General features: G+C 62.3%; 22 protein-coding genes. 2 read left to right on the top strand and 20 right to left on the bottom strand.

All coding sequences use genetic code 11. From position 1 onward, the window contains the following. Positions 1–4: 4 nt before the first annotated feature. The 15 genes from metK to trpS form a co-directional block, all read right to left on the bottom strand. A complete protein-coding gene (gene metK, locus ASC97_RS31815; protein ID WP_057472324.1) occupies positions 5–1,243 on the bottom strand; it encodes a methionine adenosyltransferase in 1,239 nt (412 codons plus the stop codon). A 181-nt stretch (positions 1,244–1,424) separates the two neighbouring features. Further along, positions 1,425–1,844, bottom strand: a complete 420-nt coding sequence (locus tag ASC97_RS31810; protein WP_037065654.1) for a helix-turn-helix domain-containing protein — start codon at positions 1,842–1,844, stop codon at positions 1,425–1,427. A 150-nt stretch (positions 1,845–1,994) separates the two neighbouring features. After that, the gene (lnt, locus tag ASC97_RS31805) at positions 1,995–3,599 is read right to left on the bottom strand and encodes an apolipoprotein N-acyltransferase (RefSeq protein ID WP_057472323.1); all 1,605 of its coding nucleotides are present in this window, start codon (positions 3,597–3,599) and stop codon (positions 1,995–1,997) included. A gap of 77 nt (positions 3,600–3,676) precedes the next feature. Further along, positions 3,677–4,825 (bottom strand): hemolysin family protein, encoded by a 1,149-nt coding sequence (locus tag ASC97_RS31800; RefSeq protein WP_057472322.1) that lies wholly within the window; start codon positions 4,823–4,825, stop codon positions 3,677–3,679. After that, positions 4,822–5,337, bottom strand: coding sequence for an rRNA maturation RNase YbeY (gene ybeY / locus ASC97_RS31795; protein ID WP_057472321.1), 516 nt, complete (start codon positions 5,335–5,337; stop codon positions 4,822–4,824). Before ybeY ends, ASC97_RS31800 begins: the two co-directional genes overlap by 4 nt. After that, a complete protein-coding gene (locus ASC97_RS31790; protein ID WP_037065662.1) occupies positions 5,337–6,389 on the bottom strand; it encodes a PhoH family protein in 1,053 nt (350 codons plus the stop codon). The genes ybeY and ASC97_RS31790 overlap by 1 nt, the downstream gene beginning before the upstream one ends. 19 nt (positions 6,390–6,408) lie before the next feature. Continuing rightward, complete coding sequence (gene miaB / locus ASC97_RS31785; RefSeq protein WP_057472320.1) at positions 6,409–7,818, bottom strand: tRNA (N6-isopentenyl adenosine(37)-C2)-methylthiotransferase MiaB; 1,410 nt, start codon at positions 7,816–7,818, stop codon at positions 6,409–6,411. A gap of 48 nt (positions 7,819–7,866) precedes the next feature. Next, the gene (locus ASC97_RS31780) at positions 7,867–8,664 is read right to left on the bottom strand and encodes a lysophospholipid acyltransferase family protein (protein WP_057472438.1); all 798 of its coding nucleotides are present in this window, start codon (positions 8,662–8,664) and stop codon (positions 7,867–7,869) included. A 30-nt stretch (positions 8,665–8,694) separates the two neighbouring features. Then, complete coding sequence (locus ASC97_RS31775) at positions 8,695–9,123, bottom strand: Fur family transcriptional regulator (protein ID WP_057472319.1); 429 nt, start codon at positions 9,121–9,123, stop codon at positions 8,695–8,697. A gap of 36 nt (positions 9,124–9,159) precedes the next feature. Beyond that, on the bottom strand, positions 9,160–9,660 hold the full coding sequence (locus ASC97_RS31770) for a GNAT family N-acetyltransferase (protein WP_200959580.1): 501 nt from the start codon (positions 9,658–9,660) through the stop codon (positions 9,160–9,162). After that, complete coding sequence (tsaB, locus tag ASC97_RS31765; protein WP_057472317.1) at positions 9,657–10,316, bottom strand: tRNA (adenosine(37)-N6)-threonylcarbamoyltransferase complex dimerization subunit type 1 TsaB; 660 nt, start codon at positions 10,314–10,316, stop codon at positions 9,657–9,659. The genes ASC97_RS31770 and tsaB overlap by 4 nt, the downstream gene beginning before the upstream one ends. A gap of 94 nt (positions 10,317–10,410) precedes the next feature. After that, entirely contained in the window at positions 10,411–10,977 is a 567-nt protein-coding gene (locus tag ASC97_RS31760; protein WP_057472316.1) for a NifU family protein, read from the bottom strand. Positions 10,978–11,087: 110 nt separating this feature from the next. Beyond that, positions 11,088–11,579 (bottom strand): universal stress protein, encoded by a 492-nt coding sequence (locus ASC97_RS31755; RefSeq protein WP_057472315.1) that lies wholly within the window; start codon positions 11,577–11,579, stop codon positions 11,088–11,090. A gap of 79 nt (positions 11,580–11,658) precedes the next feature. Further along, positions 11,659–12,084, bottom strand: a complete 426-nt coding sequence (locus ASC97_RS31750) for a cupin domain-containing protein (protein WP_057472314.1) — start codon at positions 12,082–12,084, stop codon at positions 11,659–11,661. Positions 12,085–12,166: 82 nt separating this feature from the next. Continuing rightward, entirely contained in the window at positions 12,167–13,231 is a 1,065-nt protein-coding gene (gene trpS, locus ASC97_RS31745; RefSeq protein ID WP_057472313.1) for a tryptophan--tRNA ligase, read from the bottom strand. A gap of 463 nt (positions 13,232–13,694) precedes the next feature. On the opposite strand from trpS, the gene ASC97_RS31740 reads away from it, so the two are divergent. Further along, entirely contained in the window at positions 13,695–14,123 is a 429-nt protein-coding gene (locus tag ASC97_RS31740) for a YcbK family protein (RefSeq protein ID WP_057472312.1), read from the top strand. Positions 14,124–14,143: 20 nt separating this feature from the next. On the opposite strand, the gene murJ is transcribed toward ASC97_RS31740, so the two are convergent. The 4 genes from murJ to mutS form a co-directional block, all read right to left on the bottom strand. Then, a complete protein-coding gene (murJ, locus tag ASC97_RS31735; protein WP_057472311.1) occupies positions 14,144–15,724 on the bottom strand; it encodes a murein biosynthesis integral membrane protein MurJ in 1,581 nt (526 codons plus the stop codon). Between the two features lie 10 nt (positions 15,725–15,734). Then, the gene (locus ASC97_RS31730; protein WP_057472310.1) at positions 15,735–18,644 is read right to left on the bottom strand and encodes a [protein-PII] uridylyltransferase; all 2,910 of its coding nucleotides are present in this window, start codon (positions 18,642–18,644) and stop codon (positions 15,735–15,737) included. A 120-nt stretch (positions 18,645–18,764) separates the two neighbouring features. Then, positions 18,765–19,040, bottom strand: a complete 276-nt coding sequence (locus tag ASC97_RS31725) for a hypothetical protein (RefSeq protein WP_057472309.1) — start codon at positions 19,038–19,040, stop codon at positions 18,765–18,767. Between the two features lie 3 nt (positions 19,041–19,043). Beyond that, complete coding sequence (mutS, locus tag ASC97_RS31720) at positions 19,044–21,764, bottom strand: DNA mismatch repair protein MutS (protein WP_443216799.1); 2,721 nt, start codon at positions 21,762–21,764, stop codon at positions 19,044–19,046. 124 nt (positions 21,765–21,888) lie between these two features. On the opposite strand from mutS, the gene ASC97_RS31715 reads away from it, so the two are divergent. Beyond that, positions 21,889–24,174 (top strand): NADP-dependent malic enzyme, encoded by a 2,286-nt coding sequence (locus ASC97_RS31715; protein WP_057472307.1) that lies wholly within the window; start codon positions 21,889–21,891, stop codon positions 24,172–24,174. Between the two features lie 96 nt (positions 24,175–24,270). Here ASC97_RS31715 and ASC97_RS31710 read toward each other — a convergent pair whose 3' ends face one another. Further along, positions 24,271–25,146, bottom strand: coding sequence for a GNAT family N-acetyltransferase (locus tag ASC97_RS31710; RefSeq protein WP_057472306.1), 876 nt, complete (start codon positions 25,144–25,146; stop codon positions 24,271–24,273). Positions 25,147–25,189: the final 43 nt, after the last annotated feature.

Genomic DNA, 25,189 nt, shown 5'->3' with positions numbered 1-25,189 from the left:
GCCCTTAAGCCTTTACAGCTTCCTTGAGCGCCTTCACGAGATCCGTGCGCTCCCACGAGAACGAGCCGTCGCGGCCCGCCTTGCGGCCGAAATGGCCATAGGCAGACGTTTTCGCGTAGATCGGCTTGTTCAGGTCCAGATGGCGGCGGATGCCGGTCGGCGACAGATCCATCGTCTTGCGGATAGCCGTTTCGACCTGGTCCTCGGTCACCTTGCCGGTGCCGTGCAGATCGACGTAGATCGACAGCGGCTGCGCGACGCCGATCGCGTAGGAGATCTGGATCGTGCAGCGGTCGGCGAGACCGGCAGCCACGACGTTCTTGGCGAGGTAGCGGGCGGCATAGGCAGCCGAACGGTCCACCTTCGTCGTGTCCTTCCCGGAAAAGGCGCCGCCGCCATGCGGAGCGGCACCGCCATAGGTGTCGACGATGATCTTGCGGCCGGTAAGGCCGGCGTCGCCGTCAGGACCGCCGATGACGAACTTGCCGGTCGGGTTGATGTACCAGTTGCAATCGTCAGCGATCGGCAGTTCGCCGAGGGCTTCGCGGATATATGGCTCGACGACGGCGCGAACCTTGTTGCTGTCCCAGCTGTCATCGAGATGCTGGGTGGAGAGAACGATAGAGGTAACCTCGGCCGGCTTGCCGTCGACGTAGCGGACGGTCACCTGGCTCTTTGCATCCGGGCCGAGCTTGGCGACGTCGCCGTCGCCCTTCTTGCGGGCAGTTGCCAGCAGCTGAAGAATCTTGTGGGAGTAGTAAATCGGCGCCGGCATGAGGTCCGGCGTTTCCGTGCAGGCATAGCCGAACATGATGCCCTGGTCGCCCGCGCCTTCGTCACCTTGCTGGTCGGCAGCGTTGTCGACGCCCTGCGCGATGTCGGCGGACTGCGAATGCAGCAGCACGTCGATCTTGGCGGTCCGCCAGTGGAAGCCGGTCTGCTCGTAGCCGATGTCCTTGATGGCGCGGCGGGCGGCCGCCTTGAACTTCGAAGGGTTGATGACGTCATGGCCATCCTTGTCCTTCTTCATCAGGCTGGGCGGCAGGCGAACTTCGCCGGCGATCACCACGCGGTTGGTGGTCGCGAGAGTCTCGCAGGCGATGCGGACGCCCCAAGGGTTCACCCCGGTCTTTGCCGCTTCGCGATAGACCAGATCCACAATCTCGTCGGAGATACGGTCACACACCTTGTCCGGGTGACCTTCGGCAACTGACTCGCTGGTGAAGAGGTAATTGGCGCGCATATCGGGATTCCCCTCAAAGAATAAAGCTGCGTAGTAGGTACCCATTTCGGGTCCGAAAAACAAGCGCAGAAGGACATAAATATATCTTTATATCTGCCGTAAGGTGGCAAATTATGCCCAAAAAACGCAAAAAAGCGGCCGATGCGACCGCTTTCCCGTAAAGCCAGTTTTTGAGGGGTGCTTATTCGCTGTCGGCTTCGGCAGCCAGGGCCTTCACGAGTTCGACCACTTTGCGGCGAACCTTCGGGTCCGTGATCTTGACGAAGGCGCGGTTCAGCTGAAGGCCTTCGGAGGAGGAGAGGAAATCCACCACGTAGTTGGAACTCGAAGCCTCGGCCATGCCGGAGACCCCGCCGGACTGGTCGCCCGGCGCATCTTCGAAGAAAAAGGAGACAGGCACGTTCAGAATGCTGGAGATATTCTGAAGTCGGCTGGCACCCACTCGGTTGGTGCCCTTTTCGTATTTCTGGATCTGCTGGAAGGTAATACCCAGGCTTTCCCCAAGCTTTTCCTGACTCATCCCAAGCATGGTCCGTCGAAGGCGAATGCGACTGCCCACATGGATGTCGATCGGGTTCGGCTTTTTCTTGTTCTCAATCATGGTGCTACCCTAACAATAATTTCAGCCGGTTCAAACCGGCATGCCCGAACCCATCCTCAAAACGCCACGTTGCAAAGTTTCCATCATACACCTTGAACCCTACGTTAAGAACGCCGATCGTAACCACTATGCAATTTTAGGGGTTTTGGGTCAATTCGGCTTGAAAATAAAACCAGCGCGCGAGCCGGATGCAATTGCAAACAGAAGTATCTCGATCAACCAGAAGTACGCCTGGCGCGAACGCGGGGGATTGCCCGCAGGCCGGAATCCATCGAGGGTTGCATCGACAAAGCCGGTTTCATTGAGCGCAAGACCGGCAATAATTTCCCCGCGCGGGTTTACCAGTGCTGAAATCCCGCTGTTTCCGTCGCGAATCAGCGGCATCCCGGTTTCGACGGCGCGAACGCGCGCCTGCAGGAAATGTTGGTAAGGGCCGGGCGTCGCACCGAACCAGGCATCGTTTGTGATATTCAGTATCGCCGAAGCCGCGCCGATATCGCCCGTCATCTCGTCAGGGAAGATGATTTCGTAACAGACGAGCGGGTAGAGCTTGAGGCCGCTTGGAAGCGTCAACAGTTGGCGCGTCGCGGCGGCGGAGAAGCCGCCCGGCATCTCGACCACATTCTGTATGCCGAACTGGTTCAGCACGCTCTCGAACGGCATGTATTCGCCAAACGGCACGAGATGCACCTTGTCGGACGCAGCCACGATCTGCCCGTGGCCGTCGATGACGTAGATCGAATTGTAGTATCGGGGCGGATTGCCGGGGCCCATGTCTTCCGCCCGCACCGCGCCGGCTATCAGGACCTGGTTGTCGTCCAGCGTATCGGCGATCCGGGTGAGGGCATCCTGGTTGTCCGTCAGGATGAAGGGGATGGCGGTCTCAGGCCAGACGATGATGTCGGGCTTCCTGCCGCCCTCCTTCGGCGCTTCGGCGGATAGTCTGAGGTGCTTCTCGAAGATCGCCGCGCGGTCGCCGTCGGTATCCATCTTGGCCGTCTGGTCGATCATCGGCTGCACCAGGCGAACGATCGCGCTCTTGTCGGCGGCCGGTACGCGGGGCGCGGGGCTCCCATAAAGCACGTAGGCTCCATAGCCTAGATGGGCCGCGAAAAGCAGCATGGCGAGCGGTACGCCGACTCTTGCCCCCTGCTTGGTACCGAGCAGCGCGGGCGCCGCAAAAATGAAGACGGAGAGCGCTGTGATCCCCATGATGCCGATGACATGTGCCGACTGCATCATCAGCGGAACCGGCGTCATTCCGTAGCCGATGGCGTTCCAGGGGAAGCCGGTGAAGAGGACGCTCCTTGCCCATTCCAAAAGGCCGAAGCTCGCTCCCAGCGCCGCAATCCGTCCGACGCCGTCCGACCAGAGAATGCGCGCGAGCGCGGTCGCCGCGCCGTAGAAGATCGCCAGAACGGCCGGCAGGCCGAAGATCGCCAGCGGCAGCGCCCAGGCAAACTCCTCGGCATCGATCATCAGGGCATGGCCGAGCCACCAGAGTCCGGCAATGAAGTAGCCGAAGCCGAAGAGCCAGCCGGTGACGAAGGAGGGCCAGAGGCGCCCGACAAGGCTGCTGTTTGGAGCAGCGGCGGCACCGTCGACGAGCCACACCAGCAGCGTGAACGACACGAACATCGCTGCGAAGAAGCCGATCGGCGGCAGAGCCAGAACGCCGAAGGCCCCCGCAAGGACTGCCAGCAGCACTCTCTTGAAACCCCAGGCCAGGATAATCCTGTCCGCAAGCCGCTCCATGCCCACTCCATCAAGCCGCGAATCAACTGAGGTCGCAGTCTTTCAAAAAAGCCGCCGCTTGTCGTGGTTTGCAGCGATCAGTTTGTCGTGGGGACTTCGGCTTGCCGGTCGTCGCCATGGTCGGAACCCGAGGCGCCGTCGCCGTCCGCCTTGACGCGGCGGCGGATCGCCTGGCGTTTGCGGGTAATGCGGACGCGCTTGATGCGGCGGGGGTCGGCGTCAAGAATGTGGAATTCGAAACCCGGGAGCGCCTGTACGACCTCACCGCGGACCGGAATGCGTCCGAGTTCGGAGAAAATCAGCCCACCCAGCGTATCGACTTCGTCGACCTGCTCGGCAATGTCGAAATCCGGTCCGATGGCTTCCGCGATCTCCTCGAGTTCGACGCGCGCATCGGCGACGAACATATCCTCGGAAACCCGCTTGAACATCACTTCTTCGTCATCGTGCTCGTCGTCGATGTCGCCGACGACCATCTCGACGATGTCCTCGTGCGAGGCAAGGCCGTCGGTGCCGCCATATTCGTCGATGACGAGCGCCATCTGCGTCCGGTTCACCTGCATGCGGCGCAAAAGGTCGGAGGCGAGCATCGATGGCGGTACGAACAGGATCTTGCGGATGATCCCGGCCTCGGCGACCGTCTTCCGCAGGTCGACACGGGCAAGATCGAAGTTCGGCTTGGCCGAACGCGGCATCTTCTGAAGGTGCTCCGGTGAAACCTCGACGATCGGCTGTGTCGCCTTGGTCAGCTTGGCGCTGCCTCGACGCTTGTTGCGCGCCTGCTTGGCGACATAGGACAGAAGGTCGCGGATGTGCACCATACCCCGCGGATCATCCAGCGTCTCGGCATAGACAGGCATGCGGGAGCGGCCGGATTCTTCGAACAGGATCATCAGTTCGCCGATGGTGATGTTCTGGTCCACGGCCTCGATATCGGCGCGCGGCACCATCACGTCGGCGACGCGAACTTCGCGAAAGCGCAGGATGTTGTGCAGCATCGCCCGCTCATCGGGCGAAAAGACGTCGCCTTCGGCCGCGTCGGTCATCAGCGCATCGGCAAAATCCTCGCGGAGGCGCGAACCTTGCTGCGGCCTCAGGATGCGTGCTGCGCGCGACCAGAAGGATTGGGATCGTCCGGACTGCCTGCTACTACTGCCACCTTCGTCGGAGGAAGATTGGTCGGCGTCCTTGGCCTCGGTGGCCGGTCTCGTCGTAAAGTCGCTCATGGTTCCATTTTAAGGTCTTGACCCTCGTATGGGTCAGATAGGCCGAGTATCGCCAGAATGCGAGTCTCCAGCCCCTCCATTCTCTCGGCTTCTGCATCATTATTATGATCGTAGCCAAATAGATGCAAGAATCCATGCACCAGAAGGTGCGTCAGGTGGTCGTCGAAGCTCTTCTCAAGCTCGACAGCCTCACGCTCCACGGTCTCCCTGGCAATGATGATATCACCGAGCATCGGTCCCGGAACCTTGCCCGGTTGAACCGGAAAGGCCGGAAACGAAAGCACATTCGTCGCCTTGTCCTTGCCGCGCCATTCCGCATTGATGTCCTGAATCGACGCATCGTCGGTAAAGACGATCGAGACTTCCGGCACCATTTTCGGAAACGGTTGCTTTTCGGTCTCGCGAAGATAGGAGGCAGCCGTTTCCAGCACGCGGTCCGCCAATGTATGCAAGGCCTCCTCGGAGGGCCAGTTGCCCTCCTCGATGCTGATCTGGATATCGAGTTCCGCCATCAGTCCTGCCGGATGACCTCTGCAGTTTCCGTCGCATAGGTGGCATCGTAGGCCCTGACGATACGCCCGACGAGCGGATGGCGCACGACGTCGGTATCCTTGAAGCGGACGATCGAGATGCCCTCGACGCCGTTCAGCAGTTGCAATGCCTCGACGAGGCCGGATTTGACGCCGCGCGGCAAGTCGATCTGGCTCGGGTCACCGGTCACGATCATGCGCGAATTCTCACCGAGACGCGTCAGAAACATCTTCATCTGCATCGATGTGGTGTTCTGCGCTTCATCGAGGATCACGGCGGCGTTCGCCAGCGTACGACCACGCATGAAGGCGAGCGGCGCAATTTCGATGACCCCGGCGGTAATCGCCCGGTCGACCTTGTCGGCCGGCATCATGTCATAGAGCGCGTCATAGAGCGGACGGAGATAGGGATCGACCTTCTCCTTCATGTCGCCCGGCAGGAACCCGAGGCGCTCGCCGGCTTCGACGGCCGGACGCGAAAGGATGATTTTCTCCACGACACCGCGTTCGAGGAGCTGGGCGGCGTGCGCGACGGCGAGATAGGTCTTGCCGGTCCCGGCCGGACCGACGCCGAACACGAGTTCGGCCCGCTCGAGTGCCCTGAGATAGGCATCCTGGGTCGGCGTGCGGGCGATGATGGTCTTCTTGCGCGTCGAAACCTGGGCCATCGTCAGCTTGGCCTTCTTCTCCATCGTCGGCAGGCTCAGCTGATCGTCGGCGGCCACCGCCATGCGAATTGCGCCTTCGACGTCGGAACGTTCCACGCTGCCGCCCTTCTGGAGTTTCTCATAGAGATAGTCGAGCGTGCGACGCGCCTGATTGGTGGTGACGATGTCCCCGGATATGACAACCGAATTGCCACGCGCTCGTGCATCGATGTTCAGGCGTTCCTCGAGGAGCTTGAGGTTCTGGTCGAATTGACCAAACAGCTCGCTGGCGAACCGATTGTTCTCGAACGTCAGAATAAAGTGATTGGCGTCGCTCGCGATGCGTGGGTGGCGCGGTGAAGAAGAAACCAATTCTTGTCCGTTCAAGCGGTCGAGCTCCTTGGGTTTAGACCTCAGCCTCTGCAATCTCGGCAAACAGGCTGTTGGTTCCGGTTCCGGTGATTCGCACTTTAATAATGTCACCGATTTGCGATGCTTTTGCATCAACATTCACGGACTGAAGCCAGGGAGAACGGCCGATAAGTTGTTCTGGCATGCGACCGGGCTTTTCAAGCAACAGTTCGATCGTCTTTCCGATACAGGATTCGGCAAATTCCTGCTGCTGCTTCAGGAGAAGCGCCTGCAGGCGTTCGAGTCGTTCTGCCTTGATCTCTTCGGGCACCTGGTCCTTCAGTTCCGCACCGGGAGTACCCGGCCGAGTCGAGTATTTAAAGGAGAAGGCTTGTGCATAGCGCACCTCTTCTACCAGGCGGAGTGTATCCTCAAAATCCTGGTCTGTCTCCCCCGGAAAACCGACGATGAAATCGCCCGACAGCGCGATATCGGGACGGGCCGTCCGGATGCGCTCGATCAATGTCAGGTATTCGGCCGCCGTGTGGCGCCGGTTCATCGCTTTCAGGATGCGGTCCGAACCCGCCTGAACCGGCAGGTGCAGGTATGGCATCAGCGCGCGCAGGTCGCGATGCGCCTCGATAAGGCGGTCGTCCATGTCGCGCGGATGGCTGGTCGTATAGCGCAGACGCGCAAGGCCGGGGATTTCCGCGAGCCGATAGAGCAGATCGCCAAGCGTCCACTCCTGCCCGTTGGGACCGGCTCCGTGCCAGGCGTTGACGTTTTGGCCGAGCAGCGTGATCTCGCGCACGCCGCCATCGACGAGCTTCTGCGCCTCTTCGACAATCTGGCTGACTGGGCGCGACACTTCCGAGCCGCGCGTATAGGGCACGACGCAGAAGGTGCAAAACTTGTCGCAGCCTTCCTGCACCGTCAGGAATGCGGTGACGCCGCGCGCGCGGATCCTGGTCCTGTCAGCGATCGGCAGGTGCTCGAACTTGTCTTCGAGTGCATATTCGGTATCGACGATCCGCTGGCCTTCCTTGGCGCGGCGCAGCGCCTCCGGCAGCCGGTGGTAGGTCTGCGGACCGATGACGACATCGACGGCCGGCGCGCGGCGGAGAATTTCCTCGCCTTCGGCCTGCGCAACGCAACCGGCAACGCCGATCATGAACTCGCGGCCCTCGCTGGTGCGCTTCTTCTTCATATCGCGAAGGCGGCCGAGCGCCGAATAGACCTTCTCCGCCGCCTTCTCGCGAATATGACAAGTATTCAGCAGGACGAGGTCGGCCTCTTCCATATCCTCGGTCGGCTCGTAGCCGTCGCGGGCAAGCGCATCGCTCATGCGCGTCGAGTCGTAGACGTTCATCTGACAGCCGTAGGTCTTGATGAAAACCTTGCGGCTGTTGCTGCCATCGCGGAGATCGGTCTCCGGGGCCGGAAGAAGGGCGCTGTCGTGGGTCATGGCGCGCTATTTAGTGGTTTTTGGCGCGCGAGAAAAGGAAATCTTGCCTCAGGCGATATTCCGGCCGCGCAGGGCGTCTCCGAGCATGGAACGAATGCGTTGCGCAATCGTCGCACTGGCCTGCTTGCGATTGGTTTCCGGGCCGTATTCGACCGCCTCGCCAAAGCAGACGTCCACCTCGAACGCGCCGCACCGCAGCACATCCTTCAGATGCGGCAGCATCTCGACATCGCCGGGCCATGATGCCAGCGGGCGATGATACCGCCCCATCGGCAGGCCGTGGACGCCGGTATAGGCGACCGCAACCGGCTGCACGATGACGAGGCCGGTCGGCGATGCCGGTACGGCCATCGCCGCAGCGCCGAAGAGCGAGGATTTGACCTCGAGCAGGCGGTTTCCGTCGGACGTTGTGCCCTCCGGGAAAAGCACCACGATCTCGCCATCCGCCATCCGGGCGGCGATCTCGTTCGCCTGGTGGCCGGTCTTGCGTTTTTCCTCGCGGACGACGAAGACGCTCTTCTGCAGCTTGGCAAGCGTCCCGAAGATCGGCCAGTCCCGCACCTCGACCTTGGCGATGAAGGCGACGTCGGCGATCGCCGAGAGCACCATGATGTCCATCCACGACGAGTGGTTGGCGCACAGCATCAATGGTCGGTGCGTTTCCATCTTGCCGTGGACACGGATGCGGATGCCGAGGCAGCGGCAGACGATGCGGTGCCAGACGCGCGGCAGCCGACGCCGGAGCTTCCAGTCGAAGCGCAAGGCGAGGAGCTGCCAGGGCATGAGCAGGATGCTGGCAACAAGGATGACGATACCGGCAAGGGCGACGCGCAGCCCGGCGATCAACTCGAACACTCCACGGCGGCACTCATGACCTCAGTGCTCGTCCTTCTTGAGCGGGATGCCGTAGAGCTCGAGCCGGTGGTCGACGAGCTTGAAGCCGTGTTCACGGGCGATCCGCTCCTGGAGCGCTTCGATCTCGGGCGAGCGGAACTCGATGACGACCCCGGTCTTCAGATCGATCAGGTGGTCGTGGTGTTCCTCCGGCACGGTCTCGTAGCGCGAACGACCGTCACGGAAGTCGTGGCGCGCGATGATTCCTGCGTCCTCGAACAGCTTGACCGTGCGGTAGACGGTCGAAATCGAGATCTTCGCATCCACTTTCACCGAGCGCCGATAGAGCTCTTCCACGTCGGGATGATCTTCGGACTCCTCGAGAATGCGCGCGATGACGCGGCGCTGCTCGGTCATGCGCATGCCGCGTTCAGCGCAAAGCTCCTCAAGGGTCTTGGCCACGTCAGTCATGAGCTGCCTTCCGATAGTCAACGTTCAGCAACGGAACTAGCGAAGAACGCGCTTCATGACAAGCGCCCTGGAAACGGCACCGTTCGCATCCTTGTAGTATCCGCGACGTTCGCCCACGTTCTCGAAGCCGAGCTTGCGGTAGAGGCCGAGCGCCGCGGCGTTTCCATCGTCGACCTCTAGGAACATGCTCTCGCCGCCGCGCAGCTTCGCCTCGCGCATCGCCGCCTGCATCAGCCGCCAGCCGAGGCCGGCCCGCGCCACCTTCGCCTGCACGGCGATGGTCAGGATTTCGGCCTCGCCGGCGACCTCGCGGGCAAGGACGAAGCCTGGCAGCGGCTTCTTCAGGAAAGCATTGGTCTGGCGTGCCACGAACCCGAAGACGGTGCCTTGCGTCAAAAGGCTATAGAACTCGCCATCGCCCCAGGGGCGGGCAAAGCGTTCGCCGTGCAGGGCCGCAACCGAGCGGCAGTCGTCGCTGTCCATCGCGACGATTTCGAATTCCGGCTTCAGCGACAGGTAGGATTCCAGCATCGTCATACTCGCGCAATTGCAAACCCGGCCTGCGGCTTGGCGTCGGGTCCGCGCAGATAAAGGGGCTTCGGCTTTCCGGAATCGGGGTCGGCGGTAGCGCCGAGGCGCGCCACGATGGAAATCGGGAAGTGATTGGCATGATCGCCGGTCGCGTCCGGATCCAGCAGGGGTGTCGCCGAGCCGGTGACGGCACCGTCGAAATCCGCGGCGAGCGCCTGCGCGTCCTCGACTGAGACCGCACGGGCCTCATCGATCGGCTTTCCGCCGGGATCGAAGGTTTGCAGATAGATTTCGTTGCGCTTGGCATCCATCGCGGAAAGCACCGCCCGTCCCGGCGACCTTTGCCGTTCCGCCTCCGCCATGACAGCGAGCGTGGTGATGCCGACGGCGGGAATTTCGAGCGACAGCGCAAAGCCGCGGGCAGCGGCCACGCCGACACGAATGCCTGTAAATGAGCCCGGGCCGACGGTGACGGCGATGCGATCGACAGAGCAAAGAGCGATGCCCGCCTGGTCCAGCGCGCGATCGACGATCCCCATCAGATGCTCTGCATGCCCCTTGCCGATCATGTCCGATGCCTCCCCCAGCACCGTATCCCTGCCGCTGTCATAGAGAGCGGCAGCGCAATCCACACCTGCGGTGTCGAGCGCCAGTATGATCATGGCATCAATTTCCGAATAAAGCGTTCCTGACTGTCCATACATCGCGGCACCGCGTTTGCAAACGCTGCGCCATGGCGATTTCAGGTTCAGGTCGTCAGACGGCTTCGACTTCCTGAACTTCCGGAACGAAATGGCGCAGCAAATTCTGTACACCGTGCTTCAGCGTCGCCGTCGAGGACGGGCAGCCGGCGCACGACCCCTTCATGTTGAGGTAGACCTTGCCATCCTTGAAGCCGCGGAAGGTGATGTCGCCGCCATCCTGGGCGACGGCCGGACGGACGCGCGTTTCCAGCAGTTCTTTGATCGTCAGGACGATCGACTCGTCGCCTTCGTCGAAGAACTCGCCGCCGGCATCCTGATCCTCCGACAGGATGGATGCGTCGCCCATGACTGGCTTGCCCGACATGAAGTGCTCCATGATCGACCCGAGAATGGCGGGCTTCAGGTGCTGCCACTCCTGGTCTTCCTTGGAAACGCTGATGAAATCATAGCCGAAATAGACACCGGTAACGCCGGGAATTTCGAAAAGGCGCGCGGCGAGCGGCGATGCCTGAGCCTCGTCGGCGCTGAGGAATTCGGCAGTGCCGTTTTCCATGACGACCCGGCCGGGCAGGAACTTCTGCGTGGCGGGATTCGGCGTGGCTTCGGTCTGAATAAACATCTCGTTCTCCGTGCGGCAGGCATTTCGCCGTGCCGTCTTTAGAATTCTTCAAAAGAGAAAATAAGCCGATTGGCGACTCTATTCAAGAGACCGGCACTCAAGAAAAGACGTCATGCCAGCGCGTCGAGTTCCTCGTCCGTCAGTGTATCGGGAAGGACGGTGACGGGGATGGGGAAGGCCGCGCCACGACCGGCGACCGACGAAACCAGCGGTCCGGGGCCTTCCTTCGCGGAGCTGGCGGCAAGGACGAGGATCGCGATGTCCCGGTCTTCCTCGATCACCGCATTGATCTGTTCGGCGGCACTTCCTTCGCGGATGACCATCTCGGGCTCGATGCCGATCGTCTCCCGCACCAGTTGAGCCGATTTCGCCACGACCGCCTCGGCCGCTTCCCGCGCCTCGGTTCGCATGATCTCTTCCACGCCCAGCCACTGCTGGAAGTCGCCTTCGGGGATCACGTAGACCAGCACGAGGCCGCCGTTGGAGTTTTTCGCACGCCGCCCCGCATAATGGACGGCGCGCTGGCATTCGGGCGTGTCATCGATGACCGCCATGAATTTGCGGCGATGGCCTTCCAGCCGGGAGAGTCGTTTTGATACCATGGAGCGGACTCTGACATGCGATACCGAGACTTTGCAAGTCCTCGTTTTGGCCTGGACCGATCGCCGGGAAAGCGGAGGATCAGACGGGCACGAGGCCGTAAAGCAACATGATTTCCTTCACATGCTCGATGTCGGGCTTGCCGACGACGTTCATTGCCGAGGCGATTTCTTCGAAGTATCGACGACCGATCAGTCCGGGTGTCATGGTAATCAGCACCCGGGCGGTCTCGGCATGAAGGTTTTCATGGGTGTGCACGAAACCGCGTGGAATGAACACCGTTTCACCCGGATGCACCTCGTGCTTGTTCCCGTCGACGGTGGTCGTCATTGTTCCGGAGATTCCGTAGATCACCTCGTCCACGTCGCGGTGGAAATGCGCAGCCGGCACTCTGGCTTGCGGAGGCACTACGAACTCGAACATCACTAGGCTTTCCGAACTCTGATCTTCGTCGATCAGGAACCGGACTTCCATGGTGCCGATCTGGATGAGCTTGCGATCACGCATCAGAGCCTCCAACGGGTTCGATGAGAGTACGCTGTGGTCCCCGGTTCGACAAGTCCGGGCGGCTGGCCGCCCGGACGAGGTGTCAGTAGATGAAGCCGACGATGTCGCGGACTTCCTTCATGGTGACTTCGGCGCGCGCCCGTGCGCGCTCGCCGCCATTGCGCAGGATCGCGTCGATGTGGCTCGTATCGCTCATCAGGCGGCGCATTTCGGCGGTGATCGGCGAAAGAACCGTGACGGCCAGATCGATCAAGGCCGGCTTGAAGACGGAGAACTGCTGGCCGCCGAACTCGGCAAGAACCTCGGTCTTCGTCTTGTCCGCAAGCGCCGCGTAGATGCCGACGAGGTTGTCGGCCTCGGGGCGACCCTTCAGGCCGTCGAGTTCACCGGGCAACCCATCCGGATCGGTCTTTGCCTTGCGGATCTTCTTCGAGATGGTTTCCTCGTCGTCCATCAGGTTGATCCGCGAGAGATCGGAAGGGTCCGACTTCGACATCTTCTTGGTGCCGTCGCGCAGCGACATGACGCGCGGAGCCGGACCGTCGATCAGCGGCTCGACCATCGGGAAATAGGCATGCACCGGTTCGTTGCCGACGGTGATGTCGATGCCGTAGCCGGCCTTGCGGATATTGTCGGCGAAATCGAGGTTGAACTTCATCGCGATGTCGCGGGCAAGTTCAAGGTGCTGCTTCTGGTCGTCGCCGACGGGAACATGCGTTCCGCGATAGACGAGAATGTCGGCGGCCATCAGGCTCGGATAGGCGTAAAGCCCGAGCGAGGCCTGCTCCCGGTCCTTGCCGGCCTTGTCCTTGAACTGCGTCATGCGGTTCATCCAGCCGATGCGCGCGACGCAATTGAAGATCCAGGCGAGTTCCGCGTGCTGCGGTACGGCCGACTGGTTGAAAACGATGTGCTTTTCCGGATCGATGCCAGACGCGATGAAGGCGGCGGCGATCGAACGGATCTGGTTCGGCATGTCCTCATGCACCAGTTGCGCCGTCAGCGCATGCATGTCGACGACGCAGTAGATGCAGTCGTTGCCGTCCTGCAGCGCCACGAACTTGCGGATCGCGCCGAGATAGTTGCCGAGATGGAGATTTCCTGTCGGCTGAACGCCGGAGAAGACGACTTTCTTGAATTCGCTCATTCTGTCCTCGATTAGGCTTGTGGAGGGCCCCAGGGCCAACGGCCCATGTTGCTAACGTCGCGGCTTATGCACGGGGGAGGGGCAGCAATCAAGTGGTTCGGAGCGGTCGCCCGTCTGCCGGGACATCGCTCTGCGCGCGCCTCATCGATCACGCTGCTTCATCGCCCCTGTCTGACCATGTCTGCTTCCTCGGAAGGGGGGACCGCAAATTGCTGCGTGGGTATATCCGAAAGCGCTAAAACCGACCGCCAATTTTTCTGTGAATTTTCTAATTCAATTTTAATTGTACGGTAATTTATACTGCTTTTTAGGTATATTGAATTTATCAAATCGACGTAAATCAGGGGGTACAAATAACTTAGTCGGTATATAATTTCACAAAAAGGCCATTTTTCAGGAATGCGTTTCCGTCCGCAAATATGAGCATCGGACCTTGCCGATGCCGTTCTCGGGGGAAATAACCATGCATACTGCATTTTCCATCGCGATTGCCGGTCTTTTCAGCCTTTCCTGCTTTGACGGCGCTGGTGCCCAGAACGTGCGTAAATTGTCTATCGGACCTTTGAAACATCCGCATGCAGTTGCCTACACTTTGCAAACCGTCAGTGTGCGAGCGAGTTGCTTTCCGCCGCAGCTGAGGGGGATTCTGGCCTATATCGCCCTGCGGACAGGTCGCAGGCCCCTGGTCACTTCGGGCTTCCGGCCGCACTCGGGGCGGTCGCATTCGCAGCACCGCAACTGCGCCGCCGCCGACATCCGCGTACCGGGGGTTTCCGACCGAACGATTGTCGCGATCGCCGCCGATGCGCCCGGCATAGGCGGCATCGGCCGCTACTGCAACGGCATCGTCCATGTCGACGTCGGCCCGAAACGGCGATGGGTGTACTGCTAGCTGAAACGCGATCTGCGGAATTAGCTGTCCGTCTTGACCGCCGGCTTGCGGTTGAGGTTGCGCCGGATCATGCCGAGGTTCGCGCCGCCGATCAGAAACGCGGTCGCGAAATAGACGACCATCGCAATGGCGATCAACAGCCCGAGCGTGCCGACCTTCGTCAAAAGCGGGGCGCTGGACGCGAGTGACGGTTCCCAGCGGTGCTGCAGGTACATGATCGCCCCACCCATGACCGCCGCCGAAACGACGAGAAGGGCGGCACGGCGCGCGAGCGCCCATTCCCAGGTGAGGTGGCCGCGGCGCAACAGCGTCCCGAAGAGCAGCACCGTGCTGATCCAGCCCGCCGTCGCCTCTGCAACGGCGATGCCGGGCGCACCCAGACGTGGAAAAAGCGTCAGGGCTGTCGCGCAGTTGACCGCGACGGCAACGGCCGAAAACCGCATCGGTGTCTTCGTGTCCTCGCGCGCGTAGAAACCGGGCTGCAATGCCTTGATCAGCACGAAAGCGGGCAGGCCGATACCGTAGATCGCCAGAATGGAGCCGACGATCGCGGTGTTTTGCTGATGGAAAGCACCGCGTTCGTAGAGCACGCGGATGATTTCGTCCGAGAGAATCCAGAGCGCGAACGCCGCCGGGATCGTCAGGAAAAGGACGAATTCGATCGAACGGTTCTGCAGGTTCCCGGCCTCGCGCAGATGGCCGCCCTTGAGCGCCCGCGCGAGTTCCGGCAAAAGCACGACGCCGACGGCAACGCCGACGACTCCGAGTGGAAGCTGATAGATGCGGTCGGCATACTGCAGCGCCGCAATGGCGCCCTCGCGGCTGGACGCGATTGCCTGGCCGATCATCTGGTTGATCTGCGTGATGCCGCCCGTGACAGCCGCCGGGATCGCCAGGATCAGCAGCCGTTTGACGTTGGGCGTGAAGCGCGGGAAGCGAAGTCCGATGCTCATGCCCGCATGGAGGACGCCGAAATAGACCACGGCAAGCTGCAGCACACCCGCCACGAGCACGCCCCAGGAGAGATACCACGCGGTCGCAAGCGGTTCGGCGCCCGTGTACAGCGCATAGAACAGCGCGCCGATCATCACCACGTTGAGGAAGACCGGCGCGATCGCCGCTGCGAAGAAATGATGCAGCGAATTCAGCATGCCGCTCATCATTGCCGTCAGCGACATGCACATCAGGTAGGGGAACATCACCGTCGCCATGCGCACGGTGATGTCGAACTTGTCCGGATCGTTGGTGAAGCCCGGCGCGATGACGAAGCGCACCAGAAGCGGCATCGCCAGCTCCATCACGATGGTGATCAGCAGCAGCACCGAGAACAGGACGCCGAAGACTTCCTCGGAAAAGCGCTTGGCACCGTCGATGCCGTGCGCCTCTATTTCCTTGGCAAACAGCGGCACGAAGGCAGCGTTGAACGCGCCTTCGGCAAACAGCCGGCGGAACAGATTCGGAAACCGGAACGCCGCATAAAAGACGTCAGCCATCGGGCCGGTGCCGAGCGCTGCCGCCATCAGCGTTTCACGGGCAAAGCCGAACAGGCGGCTGCCGAGCGTAGCGCCTCCGACGGTGGCGAATTTCTTGACAAGGCTCATACGTACAGGCTCATGCGGTGAAGTCCGCTTTCTTTTCAGTCGGGGCGCCGCTGCGTTGCGTGGTCGCCGGCGCGATGATGCCGGAGGGCATGCGCTCGCGGAGCTCGTCCTGCTCCTCGGCCATGACGGCCTTCATCCGTGCGGTGATGTTGGATCGCTTGCTGTCGCCGGAGATCTTCTGGCCGACGAGGTCGGTGACGTAGAAGGTGTCGATCACCTTCTCGCCGAACGTGGTGATGCGCGCCGATTGAATGTCGAGCGACAGGTCGGAGAGCACGGCGGTCACCTCCGAAAGCAGGCCCGGCCGGTCGAGGCACTCGATCTCGATGACGGTGAATTTGTTCGACAGGCTGTTGGAGATGTTGACCGACGGCGGAATGACGAAAGCCTTGCTCTTCTTGCGGTTCTTCGCGCGGGTGGCGATCACCTCGGGCAGGCGCTTGCGGCCGGAGAGAACGTCCTCGATCATCCGCCCGATGGTGCCGGCGCGACGCAGCTCGTCGGCATCGTCTTTGAACTCGCGGCTGACATGGATCGTGTCGAGCGCGCGGCCGTCCGAGGTTGTGAAGATCTGCGCGTTGACGATGTTGGCGCCGGCCGCCGCACAGGCGCCGGCGATGACGGCGAGCAGGCGCGGGTGGTCGGGCGAGAGCACGGTGATCTCCGTGATCGCGTGGAAGCTGTCGGTGCGCACCATCGTGGCCAGCGCCTGGCCCGAATTGTCCGCCTGGCGGATGAAGCCGGCATGGCGCACCTGGTCTTCCAGCGGCACGGAAAGCAGGTAGGGCTGGTAGTGCAGCTTGCTGTAGGTCTTGCGGTCCTTCTGGCTCCAGTCGGACAGCGCGTTGAACAGCGCCTCGGCTGCGAAGTTGGCGCGCTCCTTGCGGGAGACCTCGGAGAAGCCGCCGGCGAGCAGCAGCTCTGTCTCGTAGTAGAGCGTTCGCAGCAGCTGGCCTTTCCAGCCGTTCCAGACGCCCGGACCGACGGCGCGGATGTCGCAGATCGTCAGGATCAGCAGCATCTTCAGCCGTTCGAGCGACTGCACCCGATCGGCGAAATCGGTGATCGTCTTGCGGTCGGTGAGGTCGCGGGTCTGCGCGACCATGGACATCGTCAGATGTTCCTCGATCAGCCAGACGACCGTTTCGGTCTGTTTTTGCGAGAGCCCGAAGCGGGCGCAGAGCTTGCGGGCGACGCGCGCGCCGGCGATCGAGTGATCCTCCTGGCGGCCCTTGGCGACGTCGTGCAGCAGAACGGCGACATAGAGCGCCTCGCGGTCCTCGATCCCCGGCATCAGCTTGTTGGCAAGCGGATGCAGGTCGTCGGCCTTGCCCTTGTCGATCTCCGACAGAACGTCGACGGTGCGGATCAGATGCTCGTCCACCGTATAGTGGTGGTACATGTTGAACTGCATCATGGCGACGATCTTGCCGAACTCGGGGATGAAGCGCCCGAGCACGCCGGCCTCGTTCATCCGCCGCAGGATCAGCGCCGGATCGCGCTTGGAGGTGAGGATCGACATGAAGAGGCGGTTCGCCTCTTCGCCTTCCCGAAGCGTGTTGTCGATCAGGCTCAACGACCGCGTGACGCGTTTCAGCGCATCCGGGTGGAATTCGAGCCCGTTGATATCTGCAACATGGAACAGGCGGATGATGTTGACCGGATCGCGCTTGAACACGTCGGGGCTGGCGAGCGCGATGCGGCCGCGATCCTCCATGAAATCGGTACTGCCGGCAATCTTGCGGCTGCGATGGGCAAAGCGGCTGATGACGCCCGACAATCCCGGCGTCGACTTCGCCTGCTGGTCTTCGAGCGCTGCGCAGAGGATGCGGGTGAGGTCGCCGACATCCTTGGCAACCAGGAAGTAGTGCTTCATGAAGCGTTCGACGGCCGAAAGGCCGGGGCGCGAATGATAGCCGAGTGCTTCGGCGATTTCCCGCTGGATGTCGAACGAGAGCCGTTCCTCGGCCTTGCCGGTCAGGAAATGCATGTGGCAGCGCACGGCCCAGAGGAAATCGTCGGCCTTTTCGAACAGCCGGTATTCATGCTTGGAGAGCACGCCGAGGGCAACGAGTTCGGCGGTGTCGCGGACGTGGTAGTAGTATTTCGAGATCCAGAACAGCGTGTGCAGGTCACGCAGGCCGCCCTTGCCTTCCTTCACGTTCGGTTCGACAAGATAGCGCGTGTCACCTGCCTTGCGGTGGCGCTCGTCGCGTTCGGCCAGCTTTGCCGCGATGAATTCCGGGCCGGTACCGGTCACGATTTCCTTGTCGAAGCGCGTTTCGAGGTCTGTCTCCAGCGACTTCAGGCCGCAGATGAAGCGCATCTCGAGGATCGCCGTGCGGATCGTCATGTCGGACCTGGACAGCGCGATGCATTCTTCGAGCGTCCGCGTCGCATGCCCGACCTTGAAGCCCATGTCCCAGAGGACATAGAGCATGAACTCGACTGCCTTGTGGGTTTCTTCGGCCGGCTTCGGGTGGAACAGGAACAGAAGATCGATGTCCGAGCCTGGCGCCAGCGTATCGCGGCCGTAGCCGCCAACGGCCGTCACCGCGAACTTGTCCTTCTGCGCCGGAAAGACATGCGCTGTCGCGAATTCGTAGAGGACGGCGATGATCTGGTCCTGCAGCCAGGAGATGCGGCGGGCGCAGCTGAGGCCGCTGCCGTCGGCGGAGAGAAGTTCGCGTGCCTTGTCGCGGCCTTCGCTGCTTGCCTTCTTGAGAATGGCCAGCAGATCGGAGCGCATCACATCCGGCCGGTTCCTGCTGGCCTCGGCCACAGCGTCGCAGGTCCGTCGCAGAGCGGCCGTGTCGAGGATATCAGAGAAATCGATGGTGTTCGTCATCGCCATGCGCAGGGCGGCTTCCTGTTCGCGCGGCGCAACCGCGTCCTGGTCCGCCTCTCGTTTCGTCTGCATGCGCTATAGCCTCTTTGCCCCGTGTTTGACACGGGCTTTCATACTGCAAGAACCTTTAATTTTGGCGAAAAGGTGGTGTCCGCCTCCGTCGGGAGGACACCGGCCACCGACGGACCGCGATTACGCCGCGAATTGGGCCTTCATGGAATAGAGGACCTGGCGCGTTTCGCTGGCGATTTCGTCGAGCGTCTGCTTGTCGCATTCGCGGTAGCCGGCCTTCGCGATCGAGAGCGCGAGATCGGAGATGACGGCGCAGCAGCGGGTAATCTCCAGCATTCCGCAGGGCGAGGCCCAGCCGCGCGGATTGCCGTGCTCGTCGGCAAGCCGCAGCGCCTCGACTGCAGTGAAGACGTTGGCGAGACACTGCGTTTCGCGCAAAAGACGGTCCATGAACATCGGCTAGCCCTGCTTCAGCTTCTTTTTCAGATCGTAGAGCGCATCGAGTGCCTCGCGCGGCGTCATGTCGTCGAGGCTCATGGTTTTCAGCGCCTCGTCGACCTTGGACGGCCCGCGTGCCGCTTCGTCGCGGCGCACCGCGACCTGGAACAGCGGCAGGTCGTCGATCAGCTGGCTCGCCGGGTTTTTCCGGTCTGCATCTTCGAGCCGCGTCAGCACGTCGCGGGCGCGCGCCACGACCGAGGCCGGCAGACCCGCCAGCCGCGCGACCTGGATGCCGTAGGAGCGGTCGGCAGCACCCGGGCCGACCTCGTGCAGGAAGATGACGTCCCCGTCCCATTCCTTCACGCGCATCGTCGCGTTCGACAGCCGCGCAAGCTTCTCGGAGAGGACGGTCAGTTCATGGAAGTGCGTGGCAAAAAGTCCGCGGCAGCGGTTCGCCTCGTGTAGATGTTCGACGGAAGCCCAGGCGATGGAAAGGCCGTCGAACGTTGCCGTCCCGCGACCGATTTCGTCGAGGATCACCAGGGAGCGCTCGGTCGCCTGGTTGAGGATCGCCGCTGTCTCGACCATCTCGACCATGAAGGTCGAACGCCCCCGCGCCAGATCGTCCGACGCGCCGACGCGCGAGAACAGCCGGTCGACGATGCCGATATGAGCTGCTGTCGCGGGCACGAACGAGCCCACCTGCGCAAGGATCGCGATCAGCGCGTTCTGGCGCAGGAACGTCGATTTACCGCCCATGTTGGGACCGGTGAGCAGCCAGATCGCCCCGTCTTTGCCGTCTGCCACAGGCGAGAGGTCGCAATTGTTGGCAACGAAGGGACCGGAAGATTGGCGCCGCAATGCCTGCTCGACGACGGGGTGGCGCCCGCCTTCGATCGCAAACATCTTTGTGCCGTCGACAATCGGCCGGCAGTAGGCTTGCTCGTCTGCCAGCAGTGCGAGCCCGGCTGCGACATCGACGATGGCGAGTGCACGGGCGCCTGCCTTGATCGCTTCCGCTTCGGCAACGACGGCCGATGTCATCCTGTCGAAGGCGGCGAGTTCGATGGCGAGAGCCCGATCCGCCGCATTGGCGATCCGGCTTTCGAGATCGGCAAGCTCGGTCGTCGTGAACCGCATTGCATTCGCCATCGTCTGCCGATGGATGAAGCGTGACTTTGCCTCGGGAGTGTCGGTCATCGGCCCCGCATTGCCGGCGGTCACCTCGATGAAGTAGCCGAGCACATTGTTGTGCTTGATCTTCAGCGACTTGATGCCGGTCTCGTCGGCATACTGCAACTGCAGGCCGGCGATTACCCGGCGCGATTGATCGCGCAGCGCCCTGACCTCGTCGAGGTCGGCACTGGCGCCATCGCGCAGAAAGCCGCCGTCGCGTTTCAGAAGCGGAAGCTCGTCGCCCAGTGTTTCAAGAAGCAGTTTCGCCAGTTCGGACGGCAAGGCGCGCAGCCCGGAGAGCGCCTGCGCAAGCTCTTCGGGCAGCAGCGCGCTGCCCAGCAGCTCAGCCACGTCGGTCGCGGCTGTCAAACCCTGGCGAATTGCCGCCAGATCGCGCGGACCGCCGCGGTCGAGCGCAAGGCGGGACAGCGCCCGCGGCATGTCCGACACCTGCTTCAGGCGGTCGCGCAGGTCGCCGCAGAGCGAGGGCTCCTCGATGAGGAAACCGATCGAATCCAGGCGCTCGTTGATGCGGACGGGGTCGGTCAGCGGCGACATCAGTCGCTCGGCGAGCAATCGCGCCCCGCCGCCGGTGACTGTGCGGTCGATAGCCTTCAGCAGCGAGCCGTTACGGTCGCCGGACAGCGTCCGGGCAAGCTCGAGGTTGGCCCGCGTCGCAGGATCGATGAAGAGCGTCGAGGCGGCACTTTCACGCTCCGGCTTGCCGAGCGGCGGCCGTTCGGCGATCTGCGTCTTCTCGACATAGGCGACGGCCGCGGCGGCTGCCGCCAGCTCGGCCCGCGAGAAGGCGCCGAAGCCGTCGAGCGTCGAGACGCCGAAGTAGCGCGCAATGCGGCCCTCCGCCGTGGCGCTGTCGAACAGCACCGAAGGCTGCGGAACGGCAGTGCGACCGAGAACGTCGAAAACCGGCTTCAGCTCGGGATCGTGAAACATCGTATCCGGCAGGATCAGCTCGCGCGGATCGATCCGCAGGATATCGGCCAGCAGCCGCGAACTTTCCGTTTCCGCAAGCCGGAAGACGCCGGTCGAGATGTCGATCCAGGCCAGTGCCATCAGCGGCTCGGATGCGCCGCGAATCCGGGTAAGCGCCATCAGGTAATTCGATTCCGAAGGCGAGAGCAGCTTTTCCTCGGTGATCGTCCCCGGCGTCACGAGTCGGACGACGTCGCGCTTGACGACCGATTTGGCGCCGCGCTTCTTGGCCTCCGCCGGGTCCTCGATCTGCTCGCAGACGGCGACGCGGAAGCCGAGCCCGATCAGTTTCTGCAGATAGTCGTCGGCTGCGTGCACAGGGACGCCGCACATGGGAATGTCCTGCCCCATATGCTGGCCGCGCTTGGTCAGCGTGATGCCGAGCGCGCGCGATGCTTCCAGCGCATCCTCGAAGAACAATTCATAGAAGTCGCCCATGCGGTAGAACAGCAGCGAGTCGGGGTTGTTGGCCTTGATCTCGATGAATTGCTCCATCATCGGCGTCGCCGAGGCGCGGCTTTCCTCCGTTGCGAGCTCGGCAGCCGAAAAGGCTTCGTGTCTGGAGTCCATTCGTTCGTTCACGGAGGTGCAATTTTTCCCAAAAAAGAGGTGCCAACCCTATCCGCGCGCCGCTATAGATGACAACCGCGATTGAGGAAGAGCAACGCGTCACCCACAGGACGTTGGAGGAAAAATGCCCGATACCGAGAAGAAGCAGCGGCCGCTGACGTCCGTGACCGACAGTGAAGCGCTCGAATTTCATGCGATGGGGCGGCCGGGGAAGCTTGAGATCACGCCGACCAAGCCGATGGCCACGCAGCGTGACCTGTCGCTCGCCTATTCCCCCGGCGTGGCCGTTCCGGTGAAGGCGATCGCCGCCGATCCGGCGACCGCCTACGACTACACCACGCGCGGCAACATGGTGGCGGTCATCTCGAACGGCACGGCAATCCTCGGCCTCGGCAATCTCGGGGCCTTGGCGTCCAAGCCGGTCATGGAAGGCAAGTCGGTGCTCTTCAAGCGTTTCGCCGACGTCGATTCCATCGATCTCGAAGTCGATACGGAAAATGTCGACGAATTCATCAACTGCGTGCGCTTCCTCGGCCCTTCCTTCGGTGGCATCAACCTTGAGGACATCAGGGCGCCCGATTGCTTCATCATCGAGCAGCGCCTGCGCGAACTGATGGATATCCCCGTTTTCCACGACGACCAGCACGGAACCGCGATCATCGCCGCGGCCGGTCTCATCAACGCTCTGGAACTGACGGGCCGCGACCTGAAGACGACCAGGCTTGTCTGCAACGGCGCGGGTGCCGCGGCAATCGCCTGCGTCGAGCTCATCAAGGCCCTGGGTTTTGCGCCCGAGAACATCACGCTGTGCGACACCAAGGGTGTGATCTATCAGGGCCGCACCGAGGGAATGAACCAGTGGAAGTCGGCGCATGCGGTGAAAACCAAGGCGCGGACGCTCGAGGAGGCCATGAATGGCGCCGACGTCGTCTTCGGCCTTTCTCAGAAGGGTGCTTTCTCGGAGAAAATGATCAGTTCGATGGCCGAGCGTCCGATCATCTTCGCCATGGCCAATCCCGATCCGGAAATCACCCCCGAGGAGGTTGCCGGCATCCGCGACGACGCAATCATGGCGACGGGCCGTTCCGATTACCCGAACCAGGTCAACAACGTCCTCGGCTTTCCCTATATTTTCCGCGGCGCGCTCGACGTCCGCGCCACGACGATCAACGACGAGATGAAGATAGCCGCCGTCAAGGCGCTGGCCAGCCTGGCGCGCGAGGACGTGCCGGACGATGTCGCCGCTGCCTATCAGGGCAATCGCCCTCGCTTCGGCGCGCAGTACATCATCCCGGTTCCCTTCGATCCGCGGTTGATTTCGGCAATTCCGGTGGCGGTCGCGCAAGCTGCGATCGATAGCGGCGTCGCCCGCAAGGTGATTGCCGATATGGCCGGCTACGCCCGCGAACTATCGGCCCGCCGCGATCCGATCGCCTCGACGCTGGCAAGCCTCTACGAGCGCGTCCGCCGCCGGCCCAAGCGGCTGGTGTTTGCCGAAGCGGAAGAAGAGCAGGTGATGCGCGCGGCCCTTTCCTATGCCAATCAGGAACTCGGAACCGCGATCCTGCTCGGCCGCGAGGACTTGATCCACGCGACTGCCGAGCGCGCCGGTATCGATCTCAACCGTCCCGGACTGGAGATCGTCAACGCCCGCATTTCGACCCGCGTCGAGACCTATATCGACTATCTCTACGCGCGCCTGCAGCGCAAAGGCTACCTGCACCGCGATGCCCAGCGCCTGATCCACAACGACCGCAACCATTTCGCCGCCTGCATGGTGGCGCTCGGCGATGCGGACGGCATGGTCACCGGCATCACCCGCAACTATTCGACCGCGCTCGACGACGTGCGCCGCTGCATCGACATGAAGCCGGGACACCGGGTGATTGGTGTTTCGATCGCGCTCTGCCGCGGCCGCACTGTCTTCGTTGCCGATACCGCCGTCCACGACATGCCGTCGGCCGAGGAACTCGCAGATATCGCTGTGGAAGCCGCGGGTTTTGCGCGTCGCATGGGCTATCAGCCGCGCGTCGCCATGCTTGCCTACTCCACCTTCGGCCATCCGTCCGGCGAACGCTCGGAGCGGGTGCGCGAGGCCGTCAATATCCTCGACAAGCGCCGTGTCGATTTCGAGTACGACGGCGAAATGGCCGCGGACGTGGCGTTGAACCGCAAGGTCATGGAACAGTATCCGTTCTGCCGCCTGTCCGGACCGGCAAACGTGCTCGTCATGCCGGCGTTCCATTCCGCATCGATCTCCACGAAGATGCTGCAGGAACTCGGCGGCTCCACCGTCATCGGCCCGATCCTCGTCGGTCTCGACAAGGCCGTGCAGATCACCTCGATGGGCGCAAAGGATTCCGACATCGTCAACATGGCGGCGATCGCTGCCTACACGGCGGGATCGTAATTGGGACGGGGAGAGGAGACCGGCAACGCGGCTCTTCTCCCCAGCCGGGAGCAGGTGCCGGCAGGCGGATGAGGCATCCCTCCGCCACCTATGGAATCAGCTGGAGAACCGTCCGGCGTCAGCGCCGTAGTAGTTCAGATACCGATCCGAGATGCTGGCGATCGGCAGGACGATCAGCACGTCGGTGGTGTTGAACGCCTGATCGACGACGGCTGTGGAGCCGACCATGGCGCCGAGCCGCAGGTAGCCCTTGATGAGCGGCGGCAGTGCCGCCAGCGCCCGCTTCGGATTGACCGCCTCGACAGGCATCAGGTCCATGTCGCGGGCAAGGTGCGGCAGGGCGCCGACCGCCCAGTCGTCCTTGGCGACAACGCTGTGACGAAGGAACGACAGCGCAAGAGCGTGGCTTTCCGGATGAACGCCGGGAAATGAGGCGCAGCCGAACATTGCGCTCATGCCATGCTTCAGGGCATAGGCCCAGTTCCCCTGCCAGAGAAGCTCGACGATGCGCTTGGTCCGGTAGTCAGGCAGGACGCAGGAGCGGCCGAGCTCCATGAAGCGCTTATCCGGATGACGCGCGATCAGCTCGTCGATCGCGAATTCGGAAGCCGAGTAAAATCCGCCGTTCGCCATTGCGACGTCCTGTCGCAACAGCCGGTAGGTGCCGACGATCTGGTCTTCGCTGTCGCCTTCGATCGAGCGGTCAAGCACCAGCAGGTGGTCGCAGAAAGCATCGTAGGCATCGACATCGCGCTTGCGCCGCATCGCTTCGGCGGGCAGTTGCGCCTGCATTTCCTCGACGAAGACGCGGTAGCGAACCGCCTGTGCGGCATCGACTTCGCTCGGGGTACGGGCAAGCCGGGTTTCCAGATTGCCGATGCGGCCAAGCACATCGCCTTCCTTCGGCGCAGCCGCTCTCGACGGCCGGTGAGCCTCGGTGACGGTGTCACGGTTGAAGATGTCTACGGACATGACGATTCTTTCATTGCCGGCTTTGAGACGCCATAGAACACTT

It is taken from the genome of Rhizobium sp. Root1203 (assembly GCF_001424945.1).
GTDB lineage: Bacteria > Pseudomonadota > Alphaproteobacteria > Rhizobiales > Rhizobiaceae > Rhizobium.
Note: the sequence above shows the minus strand (reverse complement) of the source record. Positions and strands in the feature narration are given on the sequence as shown.

Coding starts and splice junctions, on each gene's coding strand:
- metK (WP_057472324.1), bottom strand. CDS start 1,243: ATGCGCGCCAATTACCTCTTCACCAGCGAGTCAGTTGCCGAAGGTCAC.
- ASC97_RS31810 (WP_037065654.1), bottom strand. CDS start 1,844: ATGATTGAGAACAAGAAAAAGCCGAACCCGATCGACATCCATGTGGGC.
- lnt (WP_057472323.1), bottom strand. CDS start 3,599: ATGGAGCGGCTTGCGGACAGGATTATCCTGGCCTGGGGTTTCAAGAGA.
- ASC97_RS31800 (WP_057472322.1), bottom strand. CDS start 4,825: ATGAGCGACTTTACGACGAGACCGGCCACCGAGGCCAAGGACGCCGAC.
- ybeY (WP_057472321.1), bottom strand. CDS start 5,337: ATGGCGGAACTCGATATCCAGATCAGCATCGAGGAGGGCAACTGGCCC.
- miaB (WP_057472320.1), bottom strand. CDS start 7,818: ATGACCCACGACAGCGCCCTTCTTCCGGCCCCGGAGACCGATCTCCGC.
- ASC97_RS31775 (WP_057472319.1), bottom strand. CDS start 9,123: ATGACTGACGTGGCCAAGACCCTTGAGGAGCTTTGCGCTGAACGCGGC.
- ASC97_RS31770 (WP_200959580.1), bottom strand. CDS start 9,660: ATGACGATGCTGGAATCCTACCTGTCGCTGAAGCCGGAATTCGAAATC.
- tsaB (WP_057472317.1), bottom strand. CDS start 10,316: ATGATCATACTGGCGCTCGACACCGCAGGTGTGGATTGCGCTGCCGCT.
- ASC97_RS31760 (WP_057472316.1), bottom strand. CDS start 10,977: ATGTTTATTCAGACCGAAGCCACGCCGAATCCCGCCACGCAGAAGTTC.
- ASC97_RS31755 (WP_057472315.1), bottom strand. CDS start 11,579: ATGGTATCAAAACGACTCTCCCGGCTGGAAGGCCATCGCCGCAAATTC.
- ASC97_RS31750 (WP_057472314.1), bottom strand. CDS start 12,084: ATGCGTGATCGCAAGCTCATCCAGATCGGCACCATGGAAGTCCGGTTC.
- trpS (WP_057472313.1), bottom strand. CDS start 13,231: ATGAGCGAATTCAAGAAAGTCGTCTTCTCCGGCGTTCAGCCGACAGGA.
- ASC97_RS31740 (WP_057472312.1), top strand. CDS start 13,695: ATGCATACTGCATTTTCCATCGCGATTGCCGGTCTTTTCAGCCTTTCC.
- murJ (WP_057472311.1), bottom strand. CDS start 15,724: ATGAGCCTTGTCAAGAAATTCGCCACCGTCGGAGGCGCTACGCTCGGC.
- ASC97_RS31730 (WP_057472310.1), bottom strand. CDS start 18,644: ATGCAGACGAAACGAGAGGCGGACCAGGACGCGGTTGCGCCGCGCGAA.
- ASC97_RS31725 (WP_057472309.1), bottom strand. CDS start 19,040: ATGTTCATGGACCGTCTTTTGCGCGAAACGCAGTGTCTCGCCAACGTC.
- mutS (WP_443216799.1), bottom strand. CDS start 21,764: ATGGACTCCAGACACGAAGCCTTTTCGGCTGCCGAGCTCGCAACGGAG.
- ASC97_RS31715 (WP_057472307.1), top strand. CDS start 21,889: ATGCCCGATACCGAGAAGAAGCAGCGGCCGCTGACGTCCGTGACCGAC.
- ASC97_RS31710 (WP_057472306.1), bottom strand. CDS start 25,146: ATGTCCGTAGACATCTTCAACCGTGACACCGTCACCGAGGCTCACCGG.